The sequence below is a fragment of the Aeromonas sp. QDB31 genome, from assembly GCF_027707605.1.
Lineage (GTDB): Bacteria > Pseudomonadota > Gammaproteobacteria > Enterobacterales > Aeromonadaceae > Aeromonas > Aeromonas media.
Genome location: NZ_JAPCIX010000032.1, coordinates 1 through 11,964 on the forward strand (window position 1 = coordinate 1; position 11,964 = coordinate 11,964).

Annotated in this window: 11 protein-coding genes; 1 reads left to right on the top strand and 10 read right to left on the bottom strand. The window is 58.9% G+C overall.

What is annotated here, in order from left to right; translation table 11 throughout:
• Positions 1 to 40 precede the first annotated feature (40 nt).
• From PG898_RS19670 to PG898_RS19680, 3 genes are all read right to left on the bottom strand, one after another.
• The gene (locus PG898_RS19670; protein WP_080988770.1) at positions 41 to 2,374 is read right to left on the bottom strand and encodes an efflux RND transporter permease subunit; all 2,334 of its coding nucleotides are present in this window, start codon (positions 2,372 to 2,374) and stop codon (positions 41 to 43) included.
• Between the two features lie 29 nt (positions 2,375 to 2,403).
• Positions 2,404 to 3,594: an efflux RND transporter periplasmic adaptor subunit gene (locus tag PG898_RS19675; protein WP_080988769.1), complete on the bottom strand. Its 1,191-nt coding sequence runs from the start codon at positions 3,592 to 3,594 to the stop codon at positions 2,404 to 2,406.
• Positions 3,595 to 3,761: 167 nt separating this feature from the next.
• The gene (locus PG898_RS19680) at positions 3,762 to 4,082 is read right to left on the bottom strand and encodes a hypothetical protein (RefSeq protein ID WP_233265320.1); all 321 of its coding nucleotides are present in this window, start codon (positions 4,080 to 4,082) and stop codon (positions 3,762 to 3,764) included.
• 310 nt (positions 4,083 to 4,392) lie between these two features.
• Between PG898_RS19680 and PG898_RS19685 the strand changes: the two genes are divergently transcribed.
• Positions 4,393 to 5,286: a LysR family transcriptional regulator gene (locus PG898_RS19685; RefSeq protein WP_049637346.1), complete on the top strand. Its 894-nt coding sequence runs from the start codon at positions 4,393 to 4,395 to the stop codon at positions 5,284 to 5,286.
• Positions 5,287 to 5,357: 71 nt separating this feature from the next.
• Here PG898_RS19685 and PG898_RS19690 read toward each other — a convergent pair whose 3' ends face one another.
• From PG898_RS19690 to PG898_RS19720, 7 genes are all read right to left on the bottom strand, one after another.
• Positions 5,358 to 6,044: an NAD-dependent epimerase/dehydratase family protein gene (locus PG898_RS19690; protein WP_049637345.1), complete on the bottom strand. Its 687-nt coding sequence runs from the start codon at positions 6,042 to 6,044 to the stop codon at positions 5,358 to 5,360.
• A 69-nt stretch (positions 6,045 to 6,113) separates the two neighbouring features.
• A complete protein-coding gene (locus tag PG898_RS19695; protein ID WP_049637344.1) occupies positions 6,114 to 7,004 on the bottom strand; it encodes an SDR family NAD(P)-dependent oxidoreductase in 891 nt (296 codons plus the stop codon).
• Between the two features lie 101 nt (positions 7,005 to 7,105).
• Positions 7,106 to 7,648: a hypothetical protein gene (locus tag PG898_RS19700; RefSeq protein WP_049637343.1), complete on the bottom strand. Its 543-nt coding sequence runs from the start codon at positions 7,646 to 7,648 to the stop codon at positions 7,106 to 7,108.
• Between the two features lie 5 nt (positions 7,649 to 7,653).
• Entirely contained in the window at positions 7,654 to 8,670 is a 1,017-nt protein-coding gene (locus PG898_RS19705; protein WP_199252966.1) for an AraC family transcriptional regulator, read from the bottom strand.
• A gap of 16 nt (positions 8,671 to 8,686) precedes the next feature.
• A complete protein-coding gene (locus PG898_RS19710; protein WP_049637354.1) occupies positions 8,687 to 9,436 on the bottom strand; it encodes an SDR family NAD(P)-dependent oxidoreductase in 750 nt (249 codons plus the stop codon).
• A gap of 400 nt (positions 9,437 to 9,836) precedes the next feature.
• Positions 9,837 to 10,688, bottom strand: coding sequence for an aldo/keto reductase (locus PG898_RS19715; RefSeq protein ID WP_049637341.1), 852 nt, complete (start codon positions 10,686 to 10,688; stop codon positions 9,837 to 9,839).
• Between the two features lie 128 nt (positions 10,689 to 10,816).
• Positions 10,817 to 11,878 carry an alpha/beta hydrolase gene (locus tag PG898_RS19720; RefSeq protein ID WP_049637340.1) on the bottom strand — a complete coding sequence of 354 codons (1,062 nt, stop codon included), beginning with the start codon at positions 11,876 to 11,878 and terminating at the stop codon, positions 10,817 to 10,819.
• Between the last annotated feature and the right edge of the window lie 86 nt (positions 11,879 to 11,964).

Sequence of the window (11,964 nt, forward strand, 5' to 3'; positions counted from 1 at the left end):
AAGACGGGAAGTTTCGGCCCTTACGGATGCCCGGAAAACCTTAGCGTACGATTTTTTCCGAATTCTGCGGGCTCCCCACATAAAGCGAGCCAAGGTAGACCTGCAGCGTGTTGAAGATGTCGGTCACCTCCACCCCGAGCTGATGGGCACGGGTGCGGTCGATGTCGGCAAAGAGCTGCGGCACATTGATCTGCCAACTACTGAAGAGCCCGACCAGCTCCGGGGCCTGGGCCGCCTTGGCCAGGAAGCCTTGCACCGCCTCATCCATCTCCCCATACCCGAGCCCGCCGCGATGCTCGAGCTGCAGCTTGAAGCCTCCCGTGGTGCCAAGCCCCTGTACGGGGGGTGGAGGGAACATCACCACCACCGCCTCCTCGATGCCGGCGAAAGCCTGGTTCAACTGTGCCGCCACCGCCATGCCGCTTTGATCGGCGCGCGTGCGCTGTTCGAACGGCTTGAGCATGGCGAACACCACCCCGGCATTAGGGCTGTTGGTGAAGCCGTTGATTGAGAGTCCGGTGAAAGCCAGGGTCCCCTCCACGTTCTCGTTGTTGGCCATGATCTCCCCCATCCGCTCGATCACCCTGTCGGTACGATCCAGGGTGGCGCCATCCGGCAGTTGGGCGAACCCAATCAAGTACTGCTTGTCCTGGGAAGGCACAAAGCCCCCGGGCACGCTCTGGAACAAGCCATAGGTCAGCACCAGCAGGCCAGCAAACAACAGCAGCGTCGGGGCCTTGCGTCGTAAGATCCCCTGCACGCCAGCACCATAGACGCGGGCGCCGCGCTCGAAACCGCGGTTAAAGCGAGCAAACAGTGGACCGAAAAGCCGCTCCATGCCTCGGGTCAGCGCATCCTTGGGCTCGTCATGCCCCTTGAGCAGCAGAGCCGCCAGCGCCGGCGAGAGAGTGAGAGAATTGATGGCCGAGATGACGGTGGAGATGGCGATGGTCAGGGCAAACTGGCGATAGAACTGGCCGGTCAGCCCGGTGATGAAGGCCAACGGCACGAATACCGCAGACAACACCAGGGCAATAGCGATGATGGGGCCGGATACTTCCCGCATGGCGCGGTAGGTCGCCAGGCGCGGTGACAACCCCGCCTCGATATTGCGCTCGACGTTCTCCACCACCACGATGGCGTCATCCACCACTATTCCTATCGCCAACACCAGCCCAAACAGGGTCAACGCATTGAGGGAGAAGCCAAACAGCAGCATGACGGCGAAGGTCCCTATGATGGAGACAGGCACCGCCAGCAGCGGGATGATGGAAGCGCGCCAAGTCTGCAGGAACAGGATAACCACCAGTACCACCAGGGCGATCGCCTCGAGCAGGGTGTGTACCACAGAGTCGATGGAGGCGCGCACGAACTGGGTCGGATCGTAGGCGATACGATACTCGAGCCCTTGGGGCATGGCCTTGGCTATCTGGCTCATGGTGCTGCGCACCTCGTCGGAGATCTGCAATGCGTTGGCGCCCGGTGCCTGGTGGATGCCGATGCCGACCGCCGGCTGGTTGTTGAGTTTCGAACGCACCGAGTAGTCGGCCGCTCCGAGCTCGATACGGGCGATGTCACGCAGGTGCGTCACCGCGCCGCCGCTGCCCGACTTGACGATGATATCGCCAAACTCCTCCACGCTCTGCAGCCGGCCCCGGGCATTGACGGAGAGCTGCAGCTCGGTACCCGGCAGCGCCGGCGAACCGCCGACCACCCCGGCCGCCGCCTGAATGTTCTGCTCACGCAGCGCCGCTACCACATCGCTGGCCGCGAGGCCACGGGCGGCCACCTTGTCGGGATCGAGCCAGATCCGCATGGCATATTCCCCACCACCAAAGATGGCCACGTCCCCCACCCCCTGGATCCGGGCCAATCGGTCACGCACATTGAGCAGCGCATAATTGCGCTGGTAGTCGATGTCATAGCGATCCTCCGGTGACACCAGGTGCACCACCATGGTGAGATCCGGGCTCGCCTTGACCGTGGTCACCCCCAGGGTACGCACCTCCTCGGGCAGGCGCGCCTCGGCCTGAGCCACCCGGTTTTGCACCAGTTGCTGAGCCTTGTCCGGATCCGTTCCAAGACGGAAGGTGACGGTCAGGGTCATGGTGCCATCCGTGGTGGACTGGCTGCCCATGTAGATCATCCCCTCAACCCCGTTGATGGACTCCTCGAGCGGCATGGCCACCGATTCGGCGATCACCGTAGGACTGGCTCCCGGGTAGGTCGCCCGCACGACCACCTGGGGCGGCACCACCTCGGGATACTCGGAGATGGGCAGAGCATTGACTGCTACCAGTCCCGCCAGCACGAACAGGATGGAGATAACGCCGGCGAAGATGGGCCGGTCGATGAAGAACTTTGAAATATTCATGGTTTGACTCTGATGCAACGACGCGGCCATCAGCCGCGACTGGCCGTCCGGGCTTGGGTGGTCGTGAGTGCAGTGGGCTCAATCTGGTTGGGCGCCAGCAGTGTGCCGGGGCGTACCCGCTGCAGACCATTGACGATGACTCGCTCCCCGGGCTGCAGGCCACGGGTGACGATACGCTCACCCTCGACACTCATGCCAAGGCTCACCTCGCGGTACTCGGCGCGGTTCCCCTCGCCCACCACCATGACGAATTGTTTGCTCTGATCCGAGCCGATAGCCCGCTCGCTCACCAGCAAGGCGTCGACCTGACGGGAGGATCCCAGCCTGATCCTGGCAAACTGACCAGGGGTCAGACTGCCGTCCCGGTTATCCAGAGTGGCGCGTACCCTGAGGGTGCCGCTGCCGGCGTCCACCTGGTTGTCGATAAATTGCAGACGCCCCTCCAGTGGTGTGCCCGTCATCCCACTGGTGCCAAGCTGTACCGGGGTGTCACTGATCTGTTCGCGCGACACCTGTAACCGCTCCAGGGTCGCCTCGCTCACATCGAAGCTGGCATAGATGGGGGACACCGAGACCAGAGTACTCATGACAGGGGCCGTCGGTCCCGCCGCCACCTGGTTGCCCACTGTGATGTCGAGGCGGCCAATCCGCCCCGAGATGGGCGCCGTAACCCGGGTGTAATCGAGGTTGAGCCGGGCCGCTTGCAGGCTCGCCTCGGCGCCGCGCAAGTTGGCAACGGCTTCCAGCTTGGCGTTGTGCAGCTGATCGAGATCCCGCTGAGCGATGGCGCTGGAGGCAATCAGCCGCTGCGCACGCGTCAGATCAGATCCCGCCTGAGCCAGCCGAGCACGCGCAGCCTCGACCACCGCCTCGGCCTGGGCCACCTGGGCTGCGTACGGGGCTGGGTCTATGGTGATCAGCAGATCGCCGCGCGCAACCAATGCCCCTTCCTGAAAGTGGATCCCCTGTATGGTGCCGGCCACTCGGGGCCTGAGCTCCACCCGTTCCACCGATTCCAACCGGCCGGAGAACTCCTCCCACAGCTTGACGCGGTTGGACATTATCCTGCTCACGGAGACAGGTACAGCAGCCTCGACCACAACGGGCGCCTCGGCCTGACTCTGGTGGGTATAGAGGGCAGCCCCCAGGGCAGATGCCACCGAGAAGGCCACCAGATAGGGCGCCGCACGCCGCGCAGTAAAACCTGTTCTGGCAGTCATATTCACATAGTCCATTGATGGGGAAGTTCGACGAGAGCGGATGGATTCATCCGATCTGAAAATAAGGGGGACATATTCTGGTCAGTTCTGCTTATGGCAGCAAAAATGCGGGCAGGCCCAGCAGACGAAGCCTGCCCGCAAAACGAAGCACAAAGGGAATGAGCGGCTTATTCCTGACCGCCACCAAAACCGAACGGCACGCGAAACTGCGCCTGTTCGCCGCCCAGACTCAGGCGCAGATCACCCTGTGTCTTTGCGGGCAGCAGGACCCGCTGCTGGCCCGACATCTTGGCCGGAACCCGTGCCAGCAGATCGCCGGTATCGTTGTATACCTCCAGGGCATCTCCCATGCGCTGTCCGGTGTCTTGGGGCTGCCAGTTCACGATCAGAGCGCCGGGGATAGCGTTGATCTTGGCAGGGATGGCGGCCATGGCCAGCGGGGAACTCATCAGGCCGAAGAAGGCCAGCAGTGTGATTGCGTGTTTCATCATCATTCTCATATCGTCAATAGTGGAAGGCCCACAGGCCAGATCGACATCTCCTTGTCGGCCATTCCAGGGACACTGTGTCGTGCTAGGCATGGTTTCGCTGTGCACCGCCCCATGGCGGTAATGCAGTGAGCACCTAGTGGTGTTCAGTGGCGGCAGTGTACTGGTTGTTGGATAACATGATTAGACGGGATAATCAGATTGGGTTTATGAGAAAATTTCATTAATTTGCGCTAGTAATAATGCAGAGTCGGCGGTTACCCTGCCGGCACGCACCTCCCCCCTATCACCACCTTCGGCAGGGCAATTCATGGCAAAAACCAACTACAACGACTTGATCTCCTTCATGGCGGTGGCAAGAGAAGGCAGCTTTACTCGCGCGGCGGCTCACCTGGGGGTATCCCAGTCCGCGTTGAGCCACGCCATGAGGGGGCTGGAGGAGCGACTGGGCATTCGGCTGTTGACCCGGACCACGCGCAGCGTCTCCCCCACCCTGGCAGGCGAGCGGCTGCTCGAGCGCCTGCAGCCGCATTTTGAGGGGATCGAGGATGAGCTCTCGGCGCTCAATGAGCTCAAGGACAAACCCGCAGGCTTGATCCGTATCACTACCGCCGAGCATGCGGCAGATACCTTCCTGTGGCCGCGCATATCGCCACTGCTCAAGGAGTACCCGGACATTCAGGTAGAAATCGATATCAACTACGGACTGACCAACATAGTCGAGCAGAAATTTGATGCGGGGATCCGGTTGGGGGAACAGGTGGAGAAAGACATGATTGCGGTGCGTATCAGCCAGGATATGCAGATAGTCGTGGTGGCCTCCCCCGACTATCTCTCCCGCAACCCGGCCCCGCATACCATTCAGGATCTGGCGGATCATCAATGCATCGGCCTGAGGCTGCCCACCTATGACAACCTGATGCTGTGGGAGTTTGAGCAAGATGGCCAACCCATCAAGGCCCATGTACAGGGTCAGTGCACCTTCAACACAGGCACGCCCATACTGCGCGCCGCGCTGGCAGGTCACGGCCTGGCTTATCTGCCTTCAGACATGGCTGAACCCCATCTGGCCACTGGGGCGCTGATCTCGGTACTGGCCCCCTATTGCCCACGTTTCCCCGGGTATCACCTCTACTACCCCAGCCGACGCCAGAACTCTCCCGCCTTTCGGCTGTTCCTGGACGCAGTGCGCTTGCGGGCATGATGCCTCCCATCTCCGACCGTGGGCATTGTGCTCCCTGTTTGTGGAATGGAAAGTCAACTTTTTTCTATACTTCAGGTGTTATTAAGCAGGCTGGCACGAGACAGCCGGACAATATCCTTCGCCTCTACTACCATGCGTCCACCATTGCGTCGTACGGCATTGAGCATGGCCCGACCGATGTCGTCAGTCGTCATGATGGAGCCAGGAAACACGCGCCGGATTAACGATAACAAGGGACTGACGATGCTGTAGAAACGCCGGTAAGTCTGGGTTTTTGACTGAATACCATGCAGGGGTTGAATGATTCCAGGGCGAAACAGATAGACTCCCCGAAACGGCAGCTCCTGTAGCGCGTTTTCAGTTTTACCCTTGACCCGCGCCCACATGCTGCGCCCCATTTCGCTGCTGTCCGTCCCCGCGCCGGAAACATACACAAACGTCATCTCCGGATTCAACCTAACCAGTAGACTAGCAACATGCAGCGTCAGATCGTAAGTGATCTTCCGGTACGCCTCTTCACTCATCCCGGAAGATGAGACTCCCAGACAGAAGAAACAGGCATCATAGCCTTCCAGATCAGCGTTCACGGTATCCAGCGCAGCCAAGTCCGTCAGTACCACTTGTTGAAGCTTTGAATGCGATGGTTCTAATGGTGCACGGCCCACAGCCGTAATCTGGCTGACATCAGGCGCTGCCAGGCATTCGTGCAGCACCCCCTGGCCGACCATGCCGCTGGCACCAAAGATCAGGACTTTCATGGTTAGCCTCCGGTTCATGCGTGAAAGGATAGGGGCCGCAATTTGTAGCCCCCTCGATTCAACAACGTGTTACTTCTGGTCAAGCTCTGCCACCCTGCTTGCTAGTCGCTCGGCATACTGAGCAGGCTCCGCATCAATGGCTTCGGCCGAAATGCTAATGTCGTGCCATTGCTGGTCCGACTCCGCCATGTTGGTTGCCAGTAATAAGGCATATTGGGCTGAATCTGCTCCAATCAGAAGGCGGGTTGGAGCATCTTCTCGCTGGGCCATTCCAAGCACGATAGCTGCAACCTTATCCGGATCTGAGGACTCACTCCCTGACATTTTGCGCAACATATCAGCAAAAACACCGACCGTTTGCTGGTATGGCTCACTGATTGGCGGGATCGTCATCGAATCGCCGGCCCAATCCGTGCGCATGCCGCCGGGCTCCAGCACCGTGACCTTGACGCCAAACGGCGCGACTTCCTGTGCCACACCCAGTGAGAAACCGCCTACGGCCCATTTCGCAGCCTGATAGGCTGTCAGCCCGACCGAAGCGAGTCGTCCGCCAATGGAGGACACCTGAAAAATATGGCCGCTGCCCTGCTGGCGCAGGAAGGGGATCACCGCCTTGGTGACATGAACTACACCATAGAAGTTGGTGTCGATCTGGGCCTTGAACTCCTCCAAGCGAACGTCCTCGACCGACGCGAGATCGCCGTATCCCGCATTATTGACCACCACATCGATCCGGCCAAAATGTGCAATAGCGGCCTCAATCGTGCGCACGGCCTGAGCGTAGTCGGTGACATCGAGTGTCAGCGGATACACAGCCTCGCCATAGCGAGTGACCAGATCGTCAAGCTGCTGCGGGTTACGTGCCGTGGCGACCACCCGATGCCCAGCCGCCAGCGCAGCTTCCGCAATCGAGCGGCCCAGGCCGCGAGAACTACCAGTAATGAACCAGACTTGTGACATGTTGAGCACCTTTGATTACGCGTGTTCGAGGCAACATACCCGGAATCACTTGCCGCAATGGTGCCGGTTTGATGCGAGCCAAAACAGGCATAACGCGCCAATTAACTGGCAGAAGACGCCAGCTCCGCCGCGTAAGCATCCAGTCGATTGAGATGGTGGGTAGCACGCCGCTCGGAATAGTGGTCGATCAACACCTGCGCGACGACGAGCAGCAATAACCCGGCAGCCAGGCCATGTACCCAGTCGCGCGAGGAAAGTGCGAGCCCGAGCAGTGCGATCAACGTAATCACGCCGGAGGCATGGCGGTAGTAGGGGTACTTCGACACCACCACGGCAATACGTTCTCGTTCGACGGCCAACATGGTTCCCTGCTGTGGTGTGTCCAACGCATATACCAGCGAAGCCGACAAGCCACGATCACGGACAGAGAGCGAAAGCGCCGTGGCAGAGAAGAGGATCGCCGTGGCAATGACTGTCAGCGCGAAGGTGGCGGCAAAATTGGTTCGGGTTGCCCACCAAAGCCAGAGCGACAATGCGCTGAACAACAGCGAACCGCCCACGATCAGCAGCATTTCCTGTCTTTCGCCAGCAAAGTAGTGGAGTACCGTGGTTTGGACCTGTTCATTGAGTTCGACGGGGATCATAGTTGTTACTCGATGTGTGCTGCATTTTGTGCCATGTGCCGGGAGCGCCATGCCGTCGGTGTCAGCGTTTCCCATTGCCGGAAAGCGCGGAAGAAGGAGTTCTGATCTTCGTAGCCAAGCATGTAGGCAACATCGATCACTGCGAACGCGGGATCAGCCAGATACTCTAGTGCCAGCTGATGGCGCGTTTCACTGAGTAGGGTCTGGAAAGTCAGCCCTTCATCGGTCAACTTACGCTGCAAGGAGCGTTCACTCATTGCCAACTCACCGGCCACGGAACGGACGTCAGGACGACCTGCAGTGAGCCGACGCCGCAAGACCCAGCGGATCTGCTCGGCCAGCGTGGCACTGTGACACTGTTGCTCCAGTCTGCGATCCAGCACCGGGATCAGGATCTCGAGCAACTCGGCGTTGTAACTCACGAAAAGCTTGTCAAGGTCTGCACGGTGGAAAACCAAACAATCCCGTTTTGCACCGAAGCGCACATGGCAACCGAAATACTGCTCGTAGTCGGCGCGGGCATTTTCTGGGCGCATCAGTTCAACCGATAGCGCAGCTAGGTGCGTCCCCGTGCCTCTTCGCCCCAGCTCCATCAGCGAAGCGAGCGTAGCATCCACCAGGGCGGGTGGTGCAGTCAGGCTCTCAGCATGTATCCAGGTCACGATGATCTCGCAACGCTCTCCATGTTCATCGATACACACATCCTCTGGTGCACACAGACGCTTGAAGCGCGCTACACGCTGCAAAGCATCGCGAAAATCACGCGCATGGTAGGCCGCCATGAAGGAGGGGGGCATCACGGCCCCCTCCAGTCCGGTGGCAATTCGCAGACCAATCGCAGGGTCTTGACTGAGTTCAACCAGCACCTGCCACACAGCGAAGAACTGTGCTGTGGAGAGCGGAACCTGATCGCGTATTACGGCAAGCGAGATCCGCGCCTCCCGAACAATGTCGGCCCGCGCCAGGCCCACTCGTTTGATGCCTTCCCAGAACGCATCGGGAAGCTTTATTTTGTCTGCCACCGGAGTTCTCATCGTTTTATTTCGCCTGGAAGCCGCCATCCACATTGAGGATGTGGCCAGTGACAAAACTGGATTGCCCCGAGAGCAACCAGAAGATACCGTTGGCAATCTCTTCCGGTTTACCAACACGGTGCATTGGGTGCATCGCCTCGAGTTCGGCCAAATTGTTGTTCAACTGATCGGCGATGATGTCTGTGCGGATCGCCCCCGGTGCGACCGCGTTAATGCGAATGCCTTCGGCTGCATGATCCAGTGCAGCAGATTTGGTCAGCCCCACGACGGCATGCTTGGTCGCTGCGTAGGTACCACCCCAAGGAATACCGTTCAGACCGGCTATCGAGGCCAGGTTCACAATCGCCCCCTGACCCTGCTTACGCATTTGGGCTATCTCGTACTTCATGCAGAAATACAGGCCGACGACGTTGATATCTAGCATGTCGCGGAAGTGCTGTGTACCTGACTGATCCAGCGAGCAATATTCGTTGAAGATACCCGCATTGTTGACAGCCATGTCGAGCCGACCGAATTCGGCAACGATGCCATCGATCATGGCTTTGACGGCCGCTTCGTCGGAAACATCGTTCTGAATGAAGCGAACTTCTGCACCGCCTTGGGCTACCGCAGCGATCTCAACGACGGCTGCATCACCCAGCTCTTGGCGGCGGCCGCTGATGATCACGCTGATGCCTTGGCTAGCCAATTTGAGGGCGGTGGCTTTACCGATGCCGGTGGCACCACCGGTAATGAGAGCAACTTGATTGGACATGACAAACTCCTTGGTGATGTGGATCGTCTCACTCGTCTTCACGAGGCATGCAAGGAGTTTATGCAGCACCAGGCAGGTATGATATGCAAAAGCCGCCACTAAACTTGCAAATGACGCCAGCTCGTTTCATTGATGCTTAAGGAAGCCGCATCTATGTGATCTTTAGCGGCAACAGGATGCGGCCAGCTTGGTAGGGCAAATTCTAATGTGATGTAAAGTCGAATTTGCCACGAAAATGAAGCAAATAGCTGACTTTTTCTCCTGTTCGTTCATCGAACAATTCCGCTTGGTTGTCGGGTCTCTCCTCTAGCCTGATGGGTTAGTCAAAGGTAACAAAAGGTATAGTGCTGAGGTTTGGTAGTTTTACTTCCTTGGCCCACCCTTCGGCTGATTGCCCTTGTCAGACGTCGAGCTTGCGCTGGGTCAACCATTCCACCATGGCGGGGTCGCGGTGAGAGAAGAAGGCACTGGTTGCCGTATCCAGCGCGGCTATCTGCACTATCTCATCCTGACTGAGCTCGAAGTCGAGGATATCGAGGTTTTCCTTCATCCTCTCCTTGCGCACCGACTTGGCCAGCGACGCTATGCCGCGCTGGAAGATCCAGCGCAGCACGACTTGCCCCACGCTCTTCCCCCGTTTCGCGCCGATGGCGGTCAGCACCGGGTGCTGGAACAGACCATTTCTGCCCTCTGCGAAGGGGGCCCACGCCTGTGGCTGTATGAGTCGACTCTGCATCCAGGGTGCGGCATGCAGCTGCTGATTGAAGGGGTTCACCTCTATCTGGTTGACGGCAGGCACCACCTTGTTGAACGCCATGAGATCCGCCAGCCGATCCGGCTGGAAGTTGCTGACGCCGATTGCCCGGATCTTGCCGGCTTGCAGCAACTCCTCCATCGCCCGCCAGGCGCCGTGGACATCCCCGTAGGGCTGATGGATGAGATAGAGATCCACATAATCAAGCTGCAGACGATTCAAGGAGCGCTCGAACTGCGCCTTGGCTCCCTCGTAGCTGGCGTCTTGCAACCAGAGCTTGGTGGTGACAAAGAGTTCGTTGCGCACGATGCCGCTCTGCCTGATCCCGTTCCCGACCTGGGTCTCATTCTGATAGGAGGCGGCGGTATCGATCAGCCGATAGCCGGTGTCGATGGCCTCGATGACGGCACGCTCGCACTCTGCCGCGTCTGTCATCTGAAAGACACCAAAGCCCAGCAGGGGCATCTCTATACCGTTATTGAGTCTGACTGTGTGCATGACTATATCCTTCCAACAATGTGTGCCCAGCATAACGCAAGGGGAATGACGAGATTAGACCCGGGATCTTGCTAGGGTTTATTAGCAATTTTCATGAATCGCGTCATCACCCTTGCTGTCTCCCGTGGTTATTGCAGACCTTTCTCTTTCAGGAACTGGCTCACCAGATCGGCGATCTGCACATTGTTCAGATCGGAGAAGGGGAAGTGGGTGTTGCCCTTGATGCCGATTTCGGGCAGATGAACCACAGTGACATCCCCTCCTTGCTGGTTGACCAGATCCCGCCATTGGCGGGCCATCGCCAGCCGTACTCGCCAGCTGTCCTGGGCGGGCATGGCAGTCGGTTTGTCTGGGATGTTGTCGCCATACAGGATCAGCACCGGGATCTTGGTCAGGCTCATGAACTGCGCCATTGTCACCGGCTCCCCCTTCAGGGTATCGAACGCACTAGGCATAGGGGCTGGCAACGCCTGCTCAGGGAAGACAAAGCCACTGCCTGGTTCGAACGCGACTATGGCCTTCACCTTGTTGCTTTTTATGGCGGTATGCCAGCCAGGTCCGCCCCCCTGAGAGTGGGTGAACAGGATGGCCGGACCACTCTTGTCCACCACAGCCGCCATGGCATCGGCGATGACATTGACATCAAAGGGCCCGGTGTTGGGTGTCATCTGGCGGAAATACTGGTTCAGCACCGCTTGATCCTGAGAAAACTGGACGTCTTTGAAATAATCCGGCCAGACGCCAAGACGGAACTGATTGAACCACAACTGCTCATCCGGCTTGGGGGCCACTGTCCCCTCTACCGTGCTACGACCCGCGCTGCCTCTACGGGGTTGATCGACCAGATAGGTCGCAAACCCCCGGCGCAGGAACAGGGTCTGGAAACCTTCTCGGCCATCCGGCGTGGTCTGCCAGGTACGGGAAGACTGACCAGCGCCGTGAAGCATGACGATCGGATATTTGTGCGGGTTGGACGGGATCTGATAGAAGACGCTGGCGTGATCCCCATGGTAGGTCTGACCGGCAGGCTCCAGTGGTTTCTTGGGGTCGAAGGTGCCGGGTGCGGTGACGACGGAACCGCCCGCAGCAAAACTGCCTTGCTCCTGGAGAGCAAGGTGTTCGGCATGAGCGGACGCTACCAGCGCCCCCGCCAGCATACAGAACAGCAACGATTTACAGCGTCTCTTCATGGTTGTATTCCCTTGTTTGGCATCAAGCCTCAATCTTGTTTATGTAATGAACGTTACCTATCGCCATCACGACGATGACCTGTCTG

Excerpts from the sequence above, each read along its gene's own strand:
- PG898_RS19670 (WP_080988770.1), bottom strand. The coding sequence starts at position 2,374 with ATGAATATTTCAAAGTTCTTCATCGACCGGCCCATCTTCGCCGGCGTT.
- PG898_RS19675 (WP_080988769.1), bottom strand. The coding sequence starts at position 3,594 with ATGACTGCCAGAACAGGTTTTACTGCGCGGCGTGCGGCGCCCTATCTG.
- PG898_RS19680 (WP_233265320.1), bottom strand. The coding sequence starts at position 4,082 with ATGAAACACGCAATCACACTGCTGGCCTTCTTCGGCCTGATGAGTTCC.
- PG898_RS19685 (WP_049637346.1), top strand. The coding sequence starts at position 4,393 with ATGGCAAAAACCAACTACAACGACTTGATCTCCTTCATGGCGGTGGCA.
- PG898_RS19690 (WP_049637345.1), bottom strand. The coding sequence starts at position 6,044 with ATGAAAGTCCTGATCTTTGGTGCCAGCGGCATGGTCGGCCAGGGGGTG.
- PG898_RS19695 (WP_049637344.1), bottom strand. The coding sequence starts at position 7,004 with ATGTCACAAGTCTGGTTCATTACTGGTAGTTCTCGCGGCCTGGGCCGC.
- PG898_RS19700 (WP_049637343.1), bottom strand. The coding sequence starts at position 7,648 with ATGATCCCCGTCGAACTCAATGAACAGGTCCAAACCACGGTACTCCAC.
- PG898_RS19710 (WP_049637354.1), bottom strand. The coding sequence starts at position 9,436 with ATGTCCAATCAAGTTGCTCTCATTACCGGTGGTGCCACCGGCATCGGT.
- PG898_RS19715 (WP_049637341.1), bottom strand. The coding sequence starts at position 10,688 with ATGCACACAGTCAGACTCAATAACGGTATAGAGATGCCCCTGCTGGGC.
- PG898_RS19720 (WP_049637340.1), bottom strand. The coding sequence starts at position 11,878 with ATGAAGAGACGCTGTAAATCGTTGCTGTTCTGTATGCTGGCGGGGGCG.